The organism is Clostridium sp. CAG:265 (assembly GCF_000436575.1).
In the GTDB taxonomy this organism is placed as follows: Bacteria; Bacillota; Clostridia; order Clostridiales; family Clostridiaceae; genus Clostridium; species Clostridium lentum.
The window spans coordinates 1-19953 of the sequence record NZ_FR886583.1 but is presented as its reverse complement, the minus strand read 5'-3'; the positions used below and the strand labels follow the sequence as shown (position 1 = coordinate 19953).

The following is a 19953-nucleotide window of genomic DNA, read 5'->3' as shown; positions in this document are numbered from 1 at the left end:
TCAATATGAAAAAAAACAGTATGGAGTGATACTATGTTATTAGATAAATTAGCATTTACAGAAAATAAATATGAAGAGCTTTCAGTAAAAATATCAGATCCTTCTATAATGGCTAACCAAAAAGAATGGAGAAAGCTTTGTAAGGAACATGCTGACTTAGAGATAATCGTTACAGCATATAGAGAATATAAAAAGGTTTTAGAAGACCTTGAAGCAAATAAGGAAATGTTAGAAGAAGAATCAGATAAAGAAATGAGAGAAATGTTATCTGAAGAAATTTCTATGTTAAAAGAACAAGAAATAGAATTAGAAAATAAGATACAAATATTATTATTACCAAAAGATCCAAATGATGATAAGAACGTATTTGTTGAAATCAGAGGTGGAGCTGGTGGAGATGAAGCAGCTCTATTTGCAGCTAACCTATTTAGAATGTACACAAGATATGCCGAAAATAATAGATGGTCAGTAGAACTTATGAGTTCAAATGAAAATGACCTTGGTGGATTCAAAGAAGTTGTTTTTATGATAAAAGGTGCTGGTGCATATTCTAAGTTAAAATATGAAAGTGGAGTTCATAGAGTTCAAAGAGTTCCTGATACAGAAAGTTCAGGAAGAATTCATACATCAACAGCTACAGTAGCAGTACTTCCAGAAGTTGATGATGTTGATATAGAAATCCATGAAAAAGACTTAAGAATTGACGTTTATAGATCATCTGGTAATGGTGGACAATGTGTTAATACTACAGATTCAGCAGTAAGAATTACTCACTTACCTACAGGAACAGTAGTTGCTTGCCAAGATGAAAAGTCACAGCTTAAGAATAAAGAAAAGGCTATGAAAGTTTTAAGAGCTAGATTATATGAAGTTGCAGAAGCAGAAAGATTAGCTGGAATAGCTGAAGATAGAAAGAGCCAGGTAGGAACAGGGGATAGAAGTGAAAGAATAAGAACTTACAACTATCCACAAGGAAGAGTAACAGATCACAGAATTGGATTAACATTATATAAATTAGATTCATTCTTAAATGGAGATATAGATGAAGTAATCAATGCTTTAATTACTGCAGATCAAGCAGAAAAAATGAAAGCAATGGGAAATACTGATTCAATGTAATTAAAAAGCCTTGCATTAATTTGTAAGGCTTTTTCAATAAGTAAAAAGTAGTATGGAAATAAATAGAGCATTAAAAAGAATAAGAAAAAAAGAAAATATATTTTTTATTATAATGGGTATCTTGTCTGTGTTAATACCAACTTTGGCTTATTTAGCAAACTTAAAAAATACATTTGTTTATGTATATATAGCAATTATTGAATTTTTAATTTTAATAGCAATACTGGCAAGGATAAATATATGTACTTTGAAATTTAAATATTATAATAGCAGGTTTAAAATAAGGCAGGGATTATTTTTAAGAGAAAGCATAATACTATGTGATAATGTGGCTATTGTGCATACCAATAAAGATAGAGAAGAACTTGAGATAATAATTGTAACATCAAGTAAGTTTAGAAATAAGAAGGCTAGACCTATAGTAAAGGGATTTTTAAAAAGATATCCTGAAGTTGAGCGTGAATATAATAGATTAAAAAAAATCAATGAAGAACAAACTTATTATTTTCAGATAATAAGAAATGGAAGTTTAAGAAAATATATTTTTTTAGAAAATATATATACTACCTGTGTTAAATCAGCATATACTCCAGCCGCCATAGAAAGTATAAAGATAGCTAGAGGGCAAATTAATTTTAATGAAAGAGGGTAAAAGGCTAATGAAAACAAAAGTAGCCATAATAAGAAATTTAAATGAAGATAAAGATTTTATTAATGAAGCAGGAAACATAATAAAATTAGGTGGAACAGTAGCTTTTCCAACAGAAACAGTTTATGGGCTAGGAGCTGACGCATTAAATGGAGAAGCTGTAAAGAAAATATTTTTAGCTAAGGGTAGACCACAGGATAATCCTCTTATTATCCATGTATGCTCTAAAAGTATTGAAAAGTTTGTTAAGGATATACCTAAAGTGGCAGAAAAGCTAATAGATAAGTTCTGGCCAGGTCCAATGACTATAATATTAAATAAGAAAGATATAGTACCAGATGAGACAAGTGCAGGGCTTTCTACTATAGGGGTAAGAATGCCAAATTCAGAAATAGCACTAAAGCTTATAGAAGCAGCAGGAGTACCTATAGCAGCACCATCAGCTAATATATCTGGTAGACCTAGTCCTACAGATATGGAAAGATGTGTAGAAGACTTAGATGGAAAGATTGATTATATTTTAGGTGGAGAAAGAAGTAATATTGGGGTAGAATCTACCATAGTTGATTGCACAGTAAACCCTCCAATGGTACTTAGACCAGGTGGAATTACCTTAGAAATGCTGAGAACTGTAGATGAAAATATAGTTATAGATGAAGCATTAAAGGAAAAACCATCAGAAGATTTAAAGCCAAAGGCACCAGGGATGAAGTACAGGCATTATGCACCAAAAGCTAAATTGAAAATTATTAGTGGAAAAAATGAAAAAACAGTTGAAATAATGTGCAAAATGTTAGAAAATTATATTGAAAATAATAATAAAGTAGCAATTATAACTACAGATGAAAATATAGATAGATTTAAAAATTGCGAAGTTTTATCACTGGGAAGAAAAGATAATTTAAATGAAATAGCAAAAAATCTTTTTGAAACTTTAAGAAAATGTGATGATTTAGGTGTAGAATATATTTTATGCCAAGGGTTTGAAGAAGATGGAGTTGGTCTGGCAATTATGAATAGACTTAATAAAGCTGCAGGCTATGACATTATCAAAGTATGATAAGGGGAGGGTGGGTTACCATTCTCCTTTTTTATAAAAAAAATTAACTTGAGAATTTATTTATTAAAGGAGGAGTAGAGTATGAAGATAGCTTTAGGCTGTGACCATGGCGGTTTAAATTTAAAAAATGAAATTTTAAATTATTTAAAAGAAGAAGGTATGGAAGTTAAAGATTTTGGAACTTATACAGAAGAATCGTGTGATTATGCAGATATTTCGTTACCAGTTGCTGAAGCAGTAGCTGCCAAAGAATTTGATTTTGGTATACTAATATGTGGGACAGGAATTGGTATAGGAATAGCGGCAAACAAAGTTCCAGGAGTAAGGGCAGCTTTATGTTCTGATACTTTTAGTGCACATGCCACTAGAGAACATAATGATGCAAATATACTTACTATGGGAGAAAGAGTGGTAGGAAAAGGTCTTGCTATAGATATAGTAAAGACATTCCTTAGTGCAGAATTCCAAGGTGGGAGACATACTACAAGAATTGCCAAAATAACAGACATAGAAAAAAAATATAGTAAATAATAATTATTAAGATTATTTTTTTATTTGGAGGTAACATATGAGTAAAGTAACACAAATTAATCATCCTTTAATATTACACAAATTAGCATTTATTAGAAGTAAAAATACAGGTTCTAAGTATTTTAGAGAATTAGTAGAAGAAGTATCTATGTTAATGGCTTACGAAGCAACTAGAGATTTAAGTACAGAGGAAGTTGAAATTGAAACACCTATTTGTACAACAAAATGTCAGATGTTATCAGGTAAGAAATTAGCTGTAGTACCTATATTAAGAGCTGGTCTTGGAATGGTTGATGGTATATTAAACCTAGTGCCAGCAGCAAAAGTAGGTCACATAGGATTATATAGAGATGAAGAAACTCTTCAACCAGTAGAATATTTCTGTAAGCTTCCACAAGATATAGCAGAAAGAGATATTTTTGTAGTTGACCCAATGTTAGCTACAGGGGGGTCAGCAGCAGATGCCATAACTTTATTAAAGAAAAGGGGAGCAAAGAAAATTAGATTAATGTGCTTAATATCTTCTCCAAATGGAATTGAATTAGTGCAAGAGCAACACCCAGATGTAGATATCTATGTTGCTGCTATAGATGAAAAATTAAATGAAAAAGGATATATTGTACCAGGTCTTGGAGATGCTGGAGACAGACTATTTGGAACTAAATAATATAAAAAGCGAAGCTTAGGCTTCGTTTTTTTATATACAAGCATATAAAGATTTAACATTGTTACTTAAGTTGTAAAGAAAAAGAGTAAATAAAATTATTATGATTAATACTTAGTATAGAAAAAAATAATGTGCAGTAGTATAATTTAAAAAACAAAGGAGGATATAAGATGAAAAGACAAGAATATCTATCGTGGGATGACTATTTCATGGCTGTTGCACTTTTATCAGGAAAAAGAAGTAAAGATCCAAGTACTCAAGTTGGTGCATGCATAGTAAATGAAAATAATATAATAGAAAGTATAGGATATAATGGATTTCCTAAGGGATGTTCTGATGATGAATTTCCTTGGGAAAGAGAAGGCGATACGTTAAATACAAAATATGCATATGTAGTTCATGGTGAATTAAATGCAATATTAAACTGTAAAGGCAAAGATTTAACTGGATGTAGAATATATGTAGGATTATTTCCCTGTAATGAATGTGCAAAGGCAATAATACAATCAGGGATAAAGGAAGTAGTATATTTAAGTGATAAATATGCTGAAACAGATATAGTAAAGGCATCAAAAAGAATGTTAAATGCTGCAGGAGTTAAATTAACTCAATTAGAACCAGAACATTTTAAAATTGAATTATCATTAGATAAATCATTAATATAATTATATTTATGAATAATAGTATTATTTGAATTTGTAAAATAAATAGATTAAATTGATAGTTAAAATTTAGTCTATGTTATTTCAAAGGTTAAGTAGTACTATTTTTTTATATGTAGAAAAAGATGAAAGAATATCCTTCGAAATATAGAATTTTTAAAAAGCAACTATAAATATTATAAAATGCAAAAAGGTTAAAATATTTTTAAAATTGGTTGAATATGGAAAAAGAGAGATGTATAATTAAATTGTTAATTGTTTAACATTTATTACATTAAATTGTAAATTTTGGAGGGTAATTTTATGAGAGAAGTTGTAATAGCAAGTGCTGTAAGGACAGCTATAGGAACTTTTGGAGGATCACTAAAAGATATTCCAGCTGTAGACTTAGGAGCACTAGTAATTAAAGAAGCAGTAAATAGAGCTGGTATAAAGCCAGAGTTAGTTAATGAAGTTGTAATGGGGAATGTTATACAAGCAGGTTTAGGACAAAATGTTGCAAGACAATCTGCTGTAAAGGCTGGTCTTCCAATAGAAATTCCAGCAATGACTATAAATATGGTATGCGGATCAGGGCTTAGAAGTGTTGCTCTAGCAGCTCAAATGATTAAAGCTGGTGACTGTGATGTAGTAGTAGCAGGTGGTATGGAAAATATGTCCAGGGCACCATATGCATTAGAAACTACTAGATGGGGTCAAAGAATGGGAGATGGAAAAATCGTTGACACTATGATAAAAGATGCTTTAAGTGATGCATTTAACAATTATCACATGGGTGTAACTGCTGAGAATATAGTAAAGGAATGGGGATTAACTAGAGAAGAATTAGATGAATTCTCACTTAATTCACAATTAAAGGCTGAAAAGGCTATTAAAGAAGGAAAGTTTAAAGATGAAATAGTTCCAGTTATGGTCCCACAAAGAAAAGGAGAACCAAAAGTTTTTGATACAGATGAAGGACCAAGATTTGGCTCAACAATAGAAGGATTAGCTAGATTAAAACCATGTTTTATTAAGGATGGAAAGGTTACTGCAGGTAATTCATCAGGGATTAATGATGGCGCAGCTGCATTTGTAGTGATGAGTGCAGAAAAGGCAGAAGAACTTGGTGTTACTCCTTTAGCAACAATAGTATCTTACGGACATAAAGGACTAGATCCTGCAATAATGGGATATGGACCATTCCATGCAACGAAGGCAGTAATGCAAAGTGCAAATTTAACTGTAGAAGATATGGATCTTATTGAAGCAAATGAAGCTTTTGCAGCACAAAGTATTGCTGTTGCAAAAGATTTACACTTTGATATGTCAAAAGTAAATGTAAATGGAGGAGCTGTGGCATTAGGACATCCAGTTGGAGCATCTGGTGCAAGAATATTAGTAACTTTATTACACGAAATGCAAAGAAGAGATGCTAAGAAGGGATTGGCAACACTTTGTATAGGTGGTGGAATGGGAACTGCCATGATAGTTGAAAGAAGATAACACTCATAATTAATTATGTTTAGTAAAAAAATGAGAAGTATTCATAAGTGAATGCTTCTTGTTTTTTTGCTGAAACCAAGAAAAATAGAAGTATATAAGAAATATGTTGTGAGCAAAAGAAATTTTTATATAAATAAATTGTGAAATAAAATGAATAATTTCAATTTAAATTATTCATTTTATTTCTGCAATATAATATAAAATACCTTATAGAAATCCTTAAATAGCAGTAAATGATAAAAAAATACTTAAAAAATTAATAAAATACAAATATGAAAATGATATCATAATTAATATATTAAAATTAAAAGAGAGAAAATTCTGACAATTGCATAGGTGGGAATTTTCTTTCAAGTTTTATATAAAAAACGCTGAAAAATGTAGCTTGAGTAAGAAAAAAGAACTAAATTACTGATTTTTTTTATGTAAAATGAATAAATCATAAGAAATTGAAAAATATGAGGTTTTAATTAATTATTTAACGGGAATATAATACAAGAGTTACTGGAGGAGATTTATATGACTATAGAAATGAAGGCTCTTTTAAAGCTTGTTATAAAAGAGGACATATTATTTGGGTCAATTATTGCATTAATTATTTTCTTTATAAATCCTAAAGGTGCACTTATATTTTTATTAGGAATAATAATAGCTATGCTAAACTTTGTGATTAGAGGTATTATTCTTGACAAAAGTCTAAATGCAGGAAAAGGAAATGTATTTTCCGTAGTAAGTACATTTATTAGAATTTCAACAGTAATAATAATTGCATTAATTTTTGCAAATAATAAATATCATCTTCTTTTATATTTAGCAGGGTTTATAACACATTTTCCAATTATAATTTTTGGTTGGATTAAGAGCCAGAAAGGAAGTGATTAAATGGATGTTAGCGAAGCCATTTATACCTTTTACATCGGAGGTCTTGCTTTAGATATAAAACCAGAAGCAATAATTCAGTTAATAGTAATATTATTAGTTGGAGTATTAGCTTGGTGGTCAACAAAAGATTTAAAACGAAGACCAGAAGGTAAAAAACAAATTGTTGTAGAATATATTTACACATCATTAATGAATTTGGTAGATGCTAATATGGGAGAAAAATATAGGGATGTAATTCCTTTTATAGGAACTATAGCAGCATTTATCTTACCTATGAACCTTTTAGGACTTATAGGTATAGCTCCAACAACAAAGAATTATAGTGTAGCTCTTACTTTAGGATTAATTTCATTCTTTGCAATACAAGGATATGCAATTAAGAAAGTAGGACTAGGACATTATTTTTTAGGTTACGGAGAGCCAATGTTATTCATGTTGCCACTTAATATAATTGAGAGAATAATGCTTCCAGTTTCATTGTCTTTAAGATTATTTGGTAACATACTAGCAGCGTCATTTATCGTTGAGCTAGTGTATGAATCACTTGAAAAAGTTGCATGGATAGCTCAGATAGGGCTTCCAGTACCATTACATGCATATTTTGATGTATTTGATGGAACAATTCAAATGGTTATCTTTGTTATGTTAACAATGATAAATATGAAAGTCGTAGCAGAACATTAATTTTTAGGAGGTATTTAGTAATGAGCGATTTAGGAGTAAAAGCAATAGCAGCAGCAATAGCGGTATTAGTAGGTATAGGAGCAGGTATCGGAATAGGTATAGCAACAGGGAAAGCAGTTGAAGGTATAGCAAGACAGCCTGAAGCAAGTGGTAAAATTACAACAACTTTACTTATAGGTGCTGGGTTTGCAGAAGCAACAGCTATTTATGGATTATTAATTTCAATCTTATTAATTTTCGTATTCTAATAAAAACATAATTAGGTATTTAATAAATACTCCCAAAAAAGGAGGCGAATTTTTGTTATGGAAATAAACCTAGGGCTTATATTAGCAAGTTTGATTAACTTCTTTATTCTATTTGCAATACTTAAGCATTTCTTCTTTGGAAAAGTAAAGGCAATTATTGACGAAAGAGAAGAATACATAAATGAGCAGATGGATGATGCAGAAGAAGCTACTAACAAGGCTAGACTTCTTGCTATTGAAAATGAAAGAATATTAAAGCAAGCTAGAGAAGAAGGTAAAAAGATAACAGAAGAAAAGAAAAGAAAAGCAGAAGAGATTTATGATGAAATTGTGTTAGAAGCTAAAAATGAGGCTAATACAATCATCGAAAGAGCTAAAGTTGAAATCAATAGAGAAAGAGAAAAGGTTGAATATCAATTAAAGAAAGAAGCTATTGATTTAGCTTTAGAGTTATCTACTAAGGTTATTGAAAAAAATATTGATAAAGAAAAAAATAAAGAGCTTATTGATGAGTTTATTACTGAGGTAGGAAATTAAATATGTTTGAGTATTTAGACCGAAGATATGCCCTTGCCCTTTATGAAGTTGCAGAAGAAAAGGGAAAGGTGCAAGAGTATTTAAATGATTTAAGAGAAATTTGTGACCTTATAGATAATAATAAAGATTTTTACGAGGTAGTTAAGCATCCTCAAATAAGTACAAAGCAAAAAAAGAAAACTTTTATAAATATTTTTAAAGGTAATATTGATGAAGAGCTTTTATCATTTTTATTAATATTAATAGAAAAGGATAGAATACTATTCTTAAGAGAAAAGCTTAATGAAATGGAAAAAATCGACCTTGAAAGAAAGAATACTTATAGAGGAATAGTAAAGACTACAGAACCTTTAAGTGAAGAGCAGTATAATAATTTAATTACAAAGCTTGAAAAGAAATATAATAAGAAAATTATTTTACAACAAGTTATTGATTCAAGCATTCTAGGTGGAATATATGTAAGAGTTAATAATGAAGTAATGGATGGCACTGTAAAATTAAGATTAGAAGAATTAAAGAAATTAATGGTTAGTGCAGAATAGAGGTGATGGTATGAATATTAAACCAGAAGAAATTACATCAATTATAAAAAAAGAAATTCAAAGATATGGTGCACAGATTCAAACCATAGACTCTGGTACAATAATTCAGATCGGTGATGGTATAGCAAGAGTATACGGTTTGGATGATTGTATGCAAGGTGAACTTTTAGAGTTCCCTAATGGCGTATTTGGTATGGCATTAAATCTTGAACAAGATAATGTAGGATGTGTACTTCTTGGATCAGAAGAAGGAATAAAAGAAGGGGATATAGTAAAAAGAACTAATAAAATAGTTGAAGTCCCTGTTGGTGAAGGAATGCTTGGAAGAGTAGTTAATTCATTAGGTGAAGAAATAGATGGTAAAGGACCAATAATAACTAATGAAACTAGACCAATAGAAGTTCCAGCACCAAGTATAATCGATAGACAATCTGTTAAAGAACCATTACAAACAGGTATTAAGGCTATTGATTCAATGATTCCAATTGGAAAAGGTCAAAGAGAGTTAATAATAGGTGATAGACAGACTGGTAAGACAGCAATTGCTATCGATACTATATTAAATCAAAAGGGAAAAGATGTTATTTGCATATATGTTGCTATAGGGCAAAAACAATCAACAGTTGCTCATATTGTTAACACATTAGAAACTATGGGAGCTTTAGATTATTCAATAGTAGTAGCAGCCACTGCTTCTGAAAGTGCGCCACTACAATATTTAGCACCATATGCTGGATGTAGTATTGGAGAATACTTTATGCATCAAGGGAAAGATGTTCTTATAATATATGATGATTTATCTAAGCATGCAGTAGCATATAGAACAATGTCACTATTACTTAGAAGACCACCAGGAAGAGAAGCATATCCAGGAGATGTTTTCTATATTCATTCAAGATTATTAGAAAGAGCTGCAAGGCTTTCAGATGAATTAGGTGGAGGTTCATTAACTGCACTTCCAATAATAGAAACATTAGCTGGAGATGTTACAGCATATATTCCAACAAATGTTATTTCTATAACTGATGGACAGATATTCCTTGAAACTGGATTATTCTTAGCAGGTCAAAGACCAGCTGTTAATGCAGGTATTTCAGTATCAAGAGTTGGTGGTAATGCTCAAATAAAAGCAATGAAACAAGTTTCAGGTACTTTAAGATTAGAGCTTGCACAGTTTAGAGAATTAGAAGCTTTTACTCAATTTGGATCAGATTTAGATTCTGACTCAAAGAGAAGACTTGAAAAAGGTAAGAGAATTGTAGAAGTATTAAAACAAGATCAATACAATCCAATGGATGTAGAAAAAGAAATACTTATTCTTTATGCAGTAGTTAATGATTTCTTATCTGATATAGATGTTTCAGATATAAGAAAGTTTGAAGCTGAATTCTTAGAATATGCTGATACTCATTATAGAGATTTATTAAAAGAAATAGTAGAAGTGGGAGCATTGACTGATGAAATAAAAGTCAAAATTGAAAACTCTATTTTAGAATTTAAAAAAATATTTTTACAAAATGCATAGCTTTAAATAGCTATGCAATTCTTTAGGAGGTAGAACTGTGGGAGCAGCGGGACTTATAGAAATAAAAAGAAGATTAAAGTCTGTTGAAAGTACTAGAAAAATTACCAAAGCTATGGGACTTGTTGCCACTTCTAAACTAAGAAAAGTAAGAAATGAGCTTGCAAATAATGAAAAATACAACGAGCTATGCAAAGATATAGTTGATGTTGTAGTTTCAAATCTTCCAGAAGGATATGAATCAATATATTGCACAGAAAGAAAAGGCGATAAATTGTATATTGTATTAACTTCAGATACAGGGCTATGTGGAGGATATAATAATAATGTTATAGCATATCTTAAGGAAGTTTTAGATAATGAAAGTGGAACTGAAAAAATAGTACTAGTTGGAAGTAAAGGTTTATCATATATGAGCAAATATAGCTTGAATACTTTTAATGAATATGTATCTATTCCAGATATTCCAACTATATCAGAGATTAATAAAATATATAATGAAGCAATATATCTATATAAGCAAGGTGAGGTATCTGAGGTTAATATAGTATATACAAAATTTATATCGACAATGAAACAAGAACCTATATTAATTAAGATGTTGCCTTTTGAAGTTAATAGTAGTAAAAAGGAAGACTACTTAATAGAACCAGATTTTGAAGAGGTTTTAAATAATTCAATTGATACTTATTTAAAGAGTCAATTACAAAATTGTATGCTTCATGCTAAAGCCAGTGAACAAAGTTCTAGAATGACAGCTATGGATGGAGCTACAGAAAATGCTAGTGATATAATCAATAATTTAAATATAAAATATAACAGAATAAGGCAATCAGTTATTACACAAGAAATTAGTGAAATAGTTGGTGGGGCTGAAGCTCAAAAGTAACAGGGAGGTAGACAAATGGCTGAAGAAAAAATAGGAAAAGTTGTTCAGGTTATAGGACCTGTAGTAGATATAAAATTTGATTCAGATTCATTGCCTAATATATATAATGAAATAAAAATAGATATGGGTGATCATGTTTTAGCTGTTGAAGTTGAACAGCATATGGGAGATGACATAGTTAGAACTATAGCCATGGAATCTACAGATGGATTAAAGAGAGGGGTTAAAGCTGTTGATACAGGTAAACCAATTTCTGTACCAGTAGGGAAAAATGTATTAGGAAGATTATTTAATGTATTAGGAAATCCAATTGATAATTGCGGTCCAGTAGAAAGTCAAGAGTATTATCCAATACATAGACCAGCTCCAAGTTTTAAGGAACAATCTTTAGAGCCAGAAATGTTCGAAACAGGTATCAAAGTTATAGATTTAATTGCTCCATATCAAAAAGGTGGAAAAATAGGGCTGTTTGGAGGAGCTGGTGTTGGTAAGACAGTATTAATCCAAGAGCTTATTAACAATATAGCCAAAGAACATGGTGGATTATCTGTATTCACTGGTGTTGGAGAAAGATCTAGAGAAGGTAATGATTTATATCATGAAATGATGGATTCAGGAGTTATCAATAAGACTGCTCTTGTATTTGGGCAAATGAATGAATCTCCAGGGGCTAGAATGAGAGTTTCTTTAACAGGACTTACAATGGCAGAATATTTTAGAGATCAAGGTCAAGACGTATTATTATTTATAGATAACATATTTAGATTTACACAAGCAGGTTCAGAAGTTTCTGCGCTTCTTGGAAGAATTCCATCAGCTGTTGGTTATCAACCAACATTAGCAACTGAAATGGGAGCACTTGAAGAAAGAATTACTTCAACTAAGGATGGATCAATTACATCTGTTCAAGCAGTATATGTACCGGCAGATGACTTAACAGACCCAGCTCCAGCTACAACATTTACTCACTTAGATGCTACTACAGTATTATCAAGATCTATATCTGAACTTGGTATATATCCAGCAGTTGATCCTCTTGAATCTTCTTCAAGAATATTAGATCCAAGAATTGTTGGAAAAGAGCATTATGAAGTAGCTATACAAGTAAAACATATCTTAGAAAGATATAAGGAACTTCAAGATATAATTGCTATATTAGGTATTGATGAATTATCTGATGAAGATAAGGCAATTGTTAATAGAGCAAGAAAAGTTCAAAGATTTTTATCACAACCATTTACAGTTGGTGAACAATTTACAGGTATGCCTGGTAAATATGTGTCTATAAAAGAAACTATAAGAGGATTTAAAGAAATATTAGAAGGAAAGCACGACGACTTACCTGAATCAGCATTCTTATTTGCAGGAACCATCGAAGATGTTATACAAAAAGCTAATAAGATGAAGTAGGAGATATAACTATGAGTAATACAATTAAATTAAATATTATAGCTCCAGGAAGAAGTCCAATTACTGAGGAAATTATTTCTTTAATTACAGAAAATTCATCAGGGCAAATAGAATTTATGAGAGGGCATGCACCTATTATAAGTAGTACTATACCTACCATTAGTAGAATTAAAACTGCTGATGGTGCAGAAAAGAAAATATTTACTGCTACAGGGATAGTAAGAGTTAAAGATAATATAATTGATTTTTGTGTTGATTCAATGAATTATAAAGAAGAAATAGATTTAAGACGAGCTGAAGAATCGAAAGAAAGAGCGGAAAAACGACTTAAACAAAAAGAAAATATTGATATCTTGAGAGCTGAAAAATCTTTAGCAAGAGCTATTGCAAGAATAACATTAGCCCAAGGTTAATAAAAAAGACTACCTAAAATATAAAATAGGTAGTCTTTTTTATTATTAAATCCTTGCTTTTTGTAGAATAGTAACAATTTTAGAGATTTTTTAATATATTATAATATATTAAATTTGTATAAAAAAATAATATATGGACAATAATTTTAGAGGAAGGGTGGGAGATAATATATGAAAAAAATCCTTATTATATTTCTTGGAATCTTTTCTCTATTAATTATTAATGGAAGATATTGTTTAGCAAAACAAGATGTAGATAGTTTTGCTGCCATTGAAAATGCAATGTCGCAAGAGTTTGACATAGTAGAAAATGGGGTAAAGTTTCAGTATTGTACTAATTTATCAGAAAATCAGGAAAACGAAAGAATAGAAAATTGCATAATGAATAAATATGGAGTAGATATAGTAGATAAGGGAAATAATATTAAAGCTGAGATTAAAAATGTTGAGATAGACATAAGTATATACAGTATAGATAATAAAACAAAGGTAGAAATAGTATTAATAAATAAGGATAGTTCTGTGAAAACAGAAAGTTTATTAGATATTGCAAAAGAAATAAGAAGCAATGAGTATATTGGCACAAGAATTTTTCAATTTATAAAATACAGAACAAAATATAGTGCTGAAAGTATTCCTAAAAGTATAATTGAAAATAGTAAACAAGATACCATAAGATCCTTAGAAATTAATAATGGAAGAGTAAGTAACATTGTTATGAATGATGATAAAAGTATTAATGTTGCACAAGTTAATTATAATTCAGGATCATATTTAATTATTGGTACTCCAACAATTTTCATAACATACTAACAATAAATATGGAGGATAATATGGAAAAGATTATAGTTAAAGGTGGGAAGAGGCTTCAAGGGGAAGTTGATATAAGCGTTGCTAAAAATTCAGTTTTACCTATAATAGTAGCAACAATACTAAATCCAACTCCAATAGTAATAAAAAATGTACCAATATTAGAAGATGTAACTGTATTAATAAATTTATTAAGAGAATTGGAATGTGAAGTAAATTTTTCACAGATAACAGGTGATTTAATTATAGATACATCTAATTTGAAAGAAGTGGATGCTAATAGTGAGCTTATAAGAAAAATGAGAGCATCCTTTTTAATTATGGGTCCAATGCTTTCAAGATTTGGCAGGTGTAAAATATCTATGCCAGGTGGATGTAATATAGGAAGTCGTCCAATAGATCTTCATCTAAAGGGATTTAAGTGCTTAGGAATAGATTCAGAGATTGGATATGGCTATGTAGAATCAAAAGTTAAAAAAATAGTAGGAAACAGAGTTTACTTAGATTTTCCGTCTGTAGGAGCTACAGAAAATATAATGATGAGTGCTGTTTTGGCAGAAGGAAAAACAATAATAGAAAATGCAGCAGAGGAACCAGAAATATGGGATTTAGCACGGTTTTTAAATAGCATGGGAGCTAGAATAACTGGTGCTGGATTTGGAAGAATTACAATAGAAGGTGTTAAAAGTTTAAGGAAGCCTGAACCGTTCACTCCTATTTTTGATAGAATTGAAGCAGGTACTTTTATGGTTGCTGCCGCTATAACTAATAGTAAGCTTACTATTAATGGAGTTAATGAACAGCATTTAATGCCTAATATAGAAAAGTTAAAAGAGTGTGGAGTGCATTGTATTGTGGAAGGAAATAGAATGATTGTTGATGGAACTGGTGAGAAAAAGCCTGTAGATATAAAGACAATGCCTTATCCAGGATTTCCTACAGATATGCAACCACAAATGATGGTTTTATTATCTATGACTCCAGGAGTAAGTGTTATTACTGAGACTGTATTTGAAAATAGGTTTATGCACGTTAGTGAATTGGGAAGAATGGGAGCAAATATCAAAATAGATGGTAAAGTTGCTATAGTTGAAGGTGTCAGCCAACTTACTGGATGTAATGTAAAAGCTACAGATTTAAGGGCTGGAGCAGCCATGATTTTGGCTGGACTTGTGGCTAATGGTCAGACGGAAATTGGCGAAGTTTATCATATAGATAGAGGATATACTAATATAGAAGAAAAATTCATTAAGCTTGGTGCTAACATTGAAAGAGTGACAATTCAATAATGGCTTTCTTAAACTAGGATTTATATCAAAATTAACAGTATTTAAGTTTGATATAAATCCTAGTTTATTTTTGCTGTAAATTAATAGGTAGTTATAGTACGTCTAGTATTTTCAACTACTTTAAAAAAGTATTATTTTTAATTTTTAATACATATATTTATTTAGAGTAGGAGGAATAAGGAGGGCAAACAAAACTTTTATGGCAAAACAATTGAAAGGTATATTATTTACTACTTTAGCTATTATAGTATTTATGATTGCTATGCCAATTTTTATTATGAAGCCTAAGGTAAGTGCTAAGATAAGTACCAATGATGTAGAAAAAATAACTGATACAAATGAAGTAGTGGAGGCTAGCGCAAAACAAAATAATAATATAATAATGAAAGGTAATGAAACCATTAGGGTATATATAACTGAAACAGGAGAAATTGAAGAAGTTAACTTAGAGGATTATATATGTGGTGTCGTTTCTAATGAGATGCCAGCTAATTTTGAAAAAGAAGCATTAAAAGCACAAGCTGTTACTGCTAGGACATATCTGGCCAGTAAAAAACTTAATAGATGTACCCTTCATGAAGGGATAGATATTTGCGATTCAACCCATTGTCAAGTATACACATCAAAAGAAAAGCGGTTGGAAAAATGGGATGCAGATTATGCAAATGAGTATTGGAATAAAATAAAGGAAGCAGTAGACGAGACAAGTGGACAAGTTTTAAGTTATGAAGGGGAACTTGTATTATATCCACAGTTCTTTTCCACAAGTTCAGGGCAAACTGAAAACTCAGAAGATGTATATTTAGGAGAAATACCATATTTAAGGTCTGTTGCAAGTACAGGAGAGGAATCAGCACCTAAATATACCAGTGATAAGACCTTGAAGATAAGTGATTTTGTCTATTTATTAAATTCAAATTTCACTAATTTAAATGTAACAGTAGAAAATATTAAAAATAATTTTAACATAAAGTCAAGCAGTGCAGCAGGCGGAGTAATAAAGCTAAATATCAATAATGTAGAAATAAGAGGTGTAGATTTTAGAAAAGCTTTGTCATTAAACTCAACTAATTTCACTTACGAATTCAATGGTGATTATATAACCTTTCATTGTAAAGGGTATGGGCACGGAGTAGGTATGAGTCAATGGGGAGCAAATGCAATGGCTAAGAATGGAAGCAATTATGAGGAAATACTTAAGCATTATTATACTGGTGTTGAAATAACAAACTTAGAATTAACAGAATAGTGATAATGTATAAAAGGGTCTTTTGAGATATTTCAAAGGACCCTTTTGTCATATTAAAGGGAAATTTGTTATACGGAAATGTTGTCTAAATTGAATTAATTCAATGAAAACGGTAAGACTACAAAAAGGAGGTGTTGATATGAACAGTAACAACAGTGATAAAGTTAAAAACTTTTTTAGAAAGGAGGGTTTTTACTTTGTTTTATTTATTTGCTTGTGTGTTATAGCAACTGTTGCTGTATTTACCATAAATAGAAATAGTACAGCAAATAAGAATAATAGTGCTGAAAAGAATTTAAGTTTAAATGTTGAGGAGAATACTTCATTAGAACCATCAGAAAGTGCAAATAATGAAAAGATTCAAAATGCAGAGAGAGCTGAAAGCAATTCAAGCAATGTTACTAATAATGAAGTAGCAGAGTCTGTAAATGAAGAAGAGACTTCAACTGTTTCAGAAGCTGATAGTGAAGTTGCAGATATAGCTGAATCAGGAGATGCGGCAGTGATGTCTGGAAGTGAAAATGGAATTGTTTTTTCATTACCCTTAGAAGCAACTGTAAGTAGAACTTTTGGTGAAATGATTGAAGTGAAAAAGACTGATGAAGAACAAATAATAATGACTAGAAGAGGTGTAGATTTACAAGCACCTATTGGAAGTGTTGTTAAGTGTGCTGCAGAAGGTCAAGTTAAAGAAGTGGGAAGCAATAGTGAAGATGGTAATTATATAGTTGTTGCACATGCAAATGGATTAAAAACAAAATATGCTAACTTGGATCCTGAAGTATATGTCTCAGAAGGAGATATGGTAACTGAAGGACAAGAACTTGGAATAATAGGAAATAGTTCTTTAGTATTCACATCTGATATATGCGGTGATGTTTTAAATCTTCAAGTTGAAGATTCTAACGGAAAGTCAGTAGATCCATCAAGTTATTTTAATTTTTAAATGTAAATTTTCATAAATCTTCACTGGCCATTAGTTTGGCTAGTGAAGGTATGATTGTTTTATTAAAAAAGGAGGTAGTAATTTGAAAGATTATATAGAAGAAAGAGTATTAGAAGTAGCTAAGTATATATTAGATTCAAAGGCTACAATTAGAAAGACCGCAAAGGTGTTTGGAGTAAGCAAGAGTACAATTCATAAGGATATGACAGAGAGACTTCCTAAGATTAATCCAGCTATAGCAGAACAGACACATTCTGTATTGGAACTTAATAAATCAGAACGACACATAAGAGGTGGAAAAGCTACCAAAATGAAGTATAAAGCTATTGAATGATAACTTTATTATATATATAATGGTGTATAAAGGTAATTTTTGTTGAAAAATGATTATTTTTAAATTGTTATGTATATAATAGGAGTGAAATTTAATGTGGTTTTGGAGAAAAAGTGCAGACTTAGGAATTGATTTAGGTACTGCAACGGTATTGGTTTATGTGAAAGGTAAGGGTGTAATATTAAAAGAACCTTCAGTGGTTGCTATTAATAAAGTTAATAATAAGATTTTAGCAGTAGGTGAAGAAGCTCGTAATATGATAGGAAGAACACCAGGAAATATTGTAGCGGTAAGACCTTTAAAAGATGGTGTTATATCTGATTATGACATAACTGAAAAAATGCTAAAGGAATTCATAAAAAAAGCATGTGGGGGTAAGAAAATTATAGCTCCTAAAGTAATGGTATGTATACCTTCACAAGCTACAGAAGTTGAAAAGAGAGCAGTAATTGATGCTACTAAAAATTCAGGTGCTAAGGAAGTGCATTTAATAGAAGAACCATTATCTGCAGCTATTGGAGCTGGCATAGATATAACCAAGCCTGATGGTAATATGATAGTAGATATAGGTGGTGGAACTACCGATATAGCTGTTATTTCTCTAGGTGGAGTTGTAATAAGAAAATCAATTAAATCAGCTGGTGATAGATTTGATGAGGCTATAGTAAAATATGTTAGATTAAAGCATAGAATCATGATAGGTGAAAAAACTGCTGAAGATCTAAAGATTAATATAGGTTGTGCATATAAAGATGCAAGAGAAAGTTCTTATATAATGAAGGGAAGAAACCTAGTAACTGGATTGCCTGATCAAGTGGAAATTACATCTGAAGAAATAAGAGAAGCACTTGAAGAACCTGTTGGCCTAATAGTGGACGGGGTTAAATCTATATTAGAAAAAACTCCACCAGAATTAGCGTCAGATATAATTGAAAAAGGAATAATAATGACTGGCGGAGGTTCATTATTATATGGATTAGATAAACTTATCGAAGTTAACACTGGATTAAATGTAAAAATAGCTGAAAATTCAGTGGAAGCAGTAGTAGAAGGAACAGGTCAAGTTTTAAATTATATTAATAAATTACAATTTGATGATAGTGGAAATGAAATATCTTTAATTGAGTAGTACAAAAGCTAGGCTAAACCTAGCTTTTCTTTTGATATATAGTAAATATTTATTTGGAATAAGATTGGATTAATCCATTTGATATTACTTTAGCCATTTCAAATATTAAGTTTAAACGTATACTCCTGGAAGTGAAAAATTCTGAATTATCACTAGAATCTATAATTCCAATAATGGATACATCGCCAACATCAGGTAACATTTTGCCAACACCTTTTCCAGGGTGAATGGGAAAGTCACGCACATGAATTTCTCCAATGGAATTAGCATCACCTAAACAAGCATCTATACCAATAATTGTTGAATAGGGATATATTCTTTTAATTTCATAGATGCTTTTCTCAAGATTAAGTGCGTGTATAGGATCGGCTAAAGTACCATATATAGGAATAGGAAAACTATTTTCCTTAAGTAATGTGCCAACAAGAGGGCCAAGACAATCTCCAATACATTTATCGGTACCAATACAAACAATAATGGTTTGTGGTTTAATATATTTTTTTAAAAATTCAGCAATTTTCATGGAGGCTGAATTTGAATTATAATTTATTTTAAGTTTTTGCAAAAGAATCCCCCCTCTCACAATAAATATATATGAATATTTTTTACTTAATATAATTCAATAACATAAATAACTTTTTAGCATTATCTGATAATTAAAATAAAAATAGATATAGAAGTTTAGGGAGTAAAAATGAGTAAAAAAGAGAAAAATAGAATAAAAACTTCGATAAATAGCTATAAATTACTTAAATGACGAAATATGAAGTTGCAATATGTAATAAAAACATATATACTAATCATTGTCAGTTTAGCAAGTAGTTGCCGAAAGACAAAGTGTTAATAAAGAAATTTATTAAATGGGGGAGTTCCCGAGAGGCCAAAGGGGGCAGACT

23 protein-coding genes are annotated in these 19953 nt (G+C 30.5%); 22 read left to right on the top strand and 1 reads right to left on the bottom strand.

The genetic code is table 11. The features are described from left to right. The first annotated feature begins 33 nt into the window (after positions 1 to 33). The 22 genes from prfA to mreB all read left to right on the top strand — a co-directional run bounded on the left by prfA (position 34) and on the right by mreB (position 19057). A complete protein-coding gene (prfA, locus tag Q5O29_RS01850) occupies positions 34 to 1119 on the top strand; it encodes a peptide chain release factor 1 (protein WP_022211322.1) in 1086 nt (361 codons plus the stop codon). Positions 1120 to 1171: 52 nt separating this feature from the next. Continuing rightward, positions 1172 to 1771: a hypothetical protein gene (locus tag Q5O29_RS01845; protein ID WP_022211321.1), complete on the top strand. Its 600-nt coding sequence runs from the start codon at positions 1172 to 1174 to the stop codon at positions 1769 to 1771. A gap of 7 nt (positions 1772 to 1778) precedes the next feature. Then, the gene (locus Q5O29_RS01840) at positions 1779 to 2828 is read left to right on the top strand and encodes an L-threonylcarbamoyladenylate synthase (RefSeq protein WP_022211320.1); all 1050 of its coding nucleotides are present in this window, start codon (positions 1779 to 1781) and stop codon (positions 2826 to 2828) included. 81 nt (positions 2829 to 2909) lie between these two features. Further along, positions 2910 to 3359, top strand: a complete 450-nt coding sequence (rpiB, locus tag Q5O29_RS01835; RefSeq protein WP_022211319.1) for a ribose 5-phosphate isomerase B — start codon at positions 2910 to 2912, stop codon at positions 3357 to 3359. 37 nt (positions 3360 to 3396) lie between these two features. Then, positions 3397 to 4026, top strand: coding sequence for a uracil phosphoribosyltransferase (upp, locus tag Q5O29_RS01830; protein ID WP_022211318.1), 630 nt, complete (start codon positions 3397 to 3399; stop codon positions 4024 to 4026). Between the two features lie 170 nt (positions 4027 to 4196). Then, a complete protein-coding gene (locus Q5O29_RS01825; RefSeq protein WP_022211317.1) occupies positions 4197 to 4691 on the top strand; it encodes a dCMP deaminase family protein in 495 nt (164 codons plus the stop codon). 300 nt (positions 4692 to 4991) lie between these two features. Beyond that, positions 4992 to 6173, top strand: a complete 1182-nt coding sequence (locus Q5O29_RS01820; RefSeq protein WP_022211316.1) for an acetyl-CoA C-acetyltransferase — start codon at positions 4992 to 4994, stop codon at positions 6171 to 6173. A 519-nt stretch (positions 6174 to 6692) separates the two neighbouring features. Further along, a complete protein-coding gene (locus Q5O29_RS01815; RefSeq protein ID WP_022167330.1) occupies positions 6693 to 7055 on the top strand; it encodes an ATP synthase subunit I in 363 nt (120 codons plus the stop codon). After that, positions 7056 to 7739, top strand: a complete 684-nt coding sequence (locus Q5O29_RS01810) for a F0F1 ATP synthase subunit A (protein WP_022167331.1) — start codon at positions 7056 to 7058, stop codon at positions 7737 to 7739. 20 nt (positions 7740 to 7759) lie between these two features. Continuing rightward, positions 7760 to 7987 (top strand): ATP synthase F0 subunit C, encoded by a 228-nt coding sequence (gene atpE, locus Q5O29_RS01805; RefSeq protein WP_022167332.1) that lies wholly within the window; start codon positions 7760 to 7762, stop codon positions 7985 to 7987. 57 nt (positions 7988 to 8044) lie between these two features. Then, a complete protein-coding gene (locus tag Q5O29_RS01800) occupies positions 8045 to 8524 on the top strand; it encodes a F0F1 ATP synthase subunit B (RefSeq protein ID WP_022167333.1) in 480 nt (159 codons plus the stop codon). Between the two features lie 2 nt (positions 8525 to 8526). Beyond that, a complete protein-coding gene (locus Q5O29_RS01795) occupies positions 8527 to 9066 on the top strand; it encodes a F0F1 ATP synthase subunit delta (RefSeq protein ID WP_022167334.1) in 540 nt (179 codons plus the stop codon). 10 nt (positions 9067 to 9076) lie between these two features. Then, a complete protein-coding gene (gene atpA, locus Q5O29_RS01790; RefSeq protein ID WP_022211315.1) occupies positions 9077 to 10591 on the top strand; it encodes a F0F1 ATP synthase subunit alpha in 1515 nt (504 codons plus the stop codon). A gap of 37 nt (positions 10592 to 10628) precedes the next feature. Next, positions 10629 to 11477 carry an ATP synthase F1 subunit gamma gene (gene atpG, locus Q5O29_RS01785; RefSeq protein ID WP_022211314.1) on the top strand — a complete coding sequence of 283 codons (849 nt, stop codon included), beginning with the start codon at positions 10629 to 10631 and terminating at the stop codon, positions 11475 to 11477. A gap of 15 nt (positions 11478 to 11492) precedes the next feature. Beyond that, the gene (gene atpD, locus Q5O29_RS01780; RefSeq protein ID WP_022211313.1) at positions 11493 to 12887 is read left to right on the top strand and encodes a F0F1 ATP synthase subunit beta; all 1395 of its coding nucleotides are present in this window, start codon (positions 11493 to 11495) and stop codon (positions 12885 to 12887) included. An 11-nt stretch (positions 12888 to 12898) separates the two neighbouring features. Next, positions 12899 to 13300, top strand: a complete 402-nt coding sequence (locus tag Q5O29_RS01775) for an ATP synthase delta/epsilon chain alpha-helix domain-containing protein (protein WP_022211312.1) — start codon at positions 12899 to 12901, stop codon at positions 13298 to 13300. A 171-nt stretch (positions 13301 to 13471) separates the two neighbouring features. Further along, positions 13472 to 14113, top strand: a complete 642-nt coding sequence (locus tag Q5O29_RS01770; RefSeq protein WP_022211311.1) for a hypothetical protein — start codon at positions 13472 to 13474, stop codon at positions 14111 to 14113. A gap of 20 nt (positions 14114 to 14133) precedes the next feature. After that, complete coding sequence (gene murA / locus Q5O29_RS01765; protein ID WP_022211310.1) at positions 14134 to 15399, top strand: UDP-N-acetylglucosamine 1-carboxyvinyltransferase; 1266 nt, start codon at positions 14134 to 14136, stop codon at positions 15397 to 15399. Positions 15400 to 15598: 199 nt separating this feature from the next. Then, complete coding sequence (spoIID, locus tag Q5O29_RS01760; RefSeq protein WP_022211309.1) at positions 15599 to 16648, top strand: stage II sporulation protein D; 1050 nt, start codon at positions 15599 to 15601, stop codon at positions 16646 to 16648. 139 nt (positions 16649 to 16787) lie between these two features. Then, positions 16788 to 17594 (top strand): M23 family metallopeptidase, encoded by an 807-nt coding sequence (locus tag Q5O29_RS01755; RefSeq protein ID WP_022211308.1) that lies wholly within the window; start codon positions 16788 to 16790, stop codon positions 17592 to 17594. An 82-nt stretch (positions 17595 to 17676) separates the two neighbouring features. After that, positions 17677 to 17928, top strand: a complete 252-nt coding sequence (gene spoIIID / locus Q5O29_RS01750) for a sporulation transcriptional regulator SpoIIID (protein WP_022167343.1) — start codon at positions 17677 to 17679, stop codon at positions 17926 to 17928. A gap of 94 nt (positions 17929 to 18022) precedes the next feature. After that, on the top strand, positions 18023 to 19057 hold the full coding sequence (gene mreB, locus Q5O29_RS01745; RefSeq protein WP_022211307.1) for a rod shape-determining protein MreB: 1035 nt from the start codon (positions 18023 to 18025) through the stop codon (positions 19055 to 19057). A 49-nt stretch (positions 19058 to 19106) separates the two neighbouring features. On the opposite strand, the gene yyaC is transcribed toward mreB, so the two are convergent. Further along, entirely contained in the window at positions 19107 to 19622 is a 516-nt protein-coding gene (yyaC, locus tag Q5O29_RS01740) for a spore protease YyaC (RefSeq protein WP_022211306.1), read from the bottom strand. Between the last annotated feature and the right edge of the window lie 331 nt (positions 19623 to 19953).

Excerpts from the sequence above, each read along its gene's own strand:
- prfA (WP_022211322.1), top strand. The coding sequence starts at position 34 with ATGTTATTAGATAAATTAGCATTTACAGAAAATAAATATGAAGAGCTT.
- Q5O29_RS01845 (WP_022211321.1), top strand. The coding sequence starts at position 1,172 with ATGGAAATAAATAGAGCATTAAAAAGAATAAGAAAAAAAGAAAATATA.
- Q5O29_RS01840 (WP_022211320.1), top strand. The coding sequence starts at position 1,779 with ATGAAAACAAAAGTAGCCATAATAAGAAATTTAAATGAAGATAAAGAT.
- rpiB (WP_022211319.1), top strand. The coding sequence starts at position 2,910 with ATGAAGATAGCTTTAGGCTGTGACCATGGCGGTTTAAATTTAAAAAAT.
- upp (WP_022211318.1), top strand. The coding sequence starts at position 3,397 with ATGAGTAAAGTAACACAAATTAATCATCCTTTAATATTACACAAATTA.
- Q5O29_RS01825 (WP_022211317.1), top strand. The coding sequence starts at position 4,197 with ATGAAAAGACAAGAATATCTATCGTGGGATGACTATTTCATGGCTGTT.
- Q5O29_RS01820 (WP_022211316.1), top strand. The coding sequence starts at position 4,992 with ATGAGAGAAGTTGTAATAGCAAGTGCTGTAAGGACAGCTATAGGAACT.
- Q5O29_RS01815 (WP_022167330.1), top strand. The coding sequence starts at position 6,693 with ATGACTATAGAAATGAAGGCTCTTTTAAAGCTTGTTATAAAAGAGGAC.
- Q5O29_RS01810 (WP_022167331.1), top strand. The coding sequence starts at position 7,056 with ATGGATGTTAGCGAAGCCATTTATACCTTTTACATCGGAGGTCTTGCT.
- atpE (WP_022167332.1), top strand. The coding sequence starts at position 7,760 with ATGAGCGATTTAGGAGTAAAAGCAATAGCAGCAGCAATAGCGGTATTA.
- Q5O29_RS01800 (WP_022167333.1), top strand. The coding sequence starts at position 8,045 with ATGGAAATAAACCTAGGGCTTATATTAGCAAGTTTGATTAACTTCTTT.
- Q5O29_RS01795 (WP_022167334.1), top strand. The coding sequence starts at position 8,527 with ATGTTTGAGTATTTAGACCGAAGATATGCCCTTGCCCTTTATGAAGTT.
- atpA (WP_022211315.1), top strand. The coding sequence starts at position 9,077 with ATGAATATTAAACCAGAAGAAATTACATCAATTATAAAAAAAGAAATT.
- atpD (WP_022211313.1), top strand. The coding sequence starts at position 11,493 with ATGGCTGAAGAAAAAATAGGAAAAGTTGTTCAGGTTATAGGACCTGTA.
- Q5O29_RS01775 (WP_022211312.1), top strand. The coding sequence starts at position 12,899 with ATGAGTAATACAATTAAATTAAATATTATAGCTCCAGGAAGAAGTCCA.
- Q5O29_RS01770 (WP_022211311.1), top strand. The coding sequence starts at position 13,472 with ATGAAAAAAATCCTTATTATATTTCTTGGAATCTTTTCTCTATTAATT.
- murA (WP_022211310.1), top strand. The coding sequence starts at position 14,134 with ATGGAAAAGATTATAGTTAAAGGTGGGAAGAGGCTTCAAGGGGAAGTT.
- spoIID (WP_022211309.1), top strand. The coding sequence starts at position 15,599 with ATGGCAAAACAATTGAAAGGTATATTATTTACTACTTTAGCTATTATA.
- Q5O29_RS01755 (WP_022211308.1), top strand. The coding sequence starts at position 16,788 with ATGAACAGTAACAACAGTGATAAAGTTAAAAACTTTTTTAGAAAGGAG.
- mreB (WP_022211307.1), top strand. The coding sequence starts at position 18,023 with ATGTGGTTTTGGAGAAAAAGTGCAGACTTAGGAATTGATTTAGGTACT.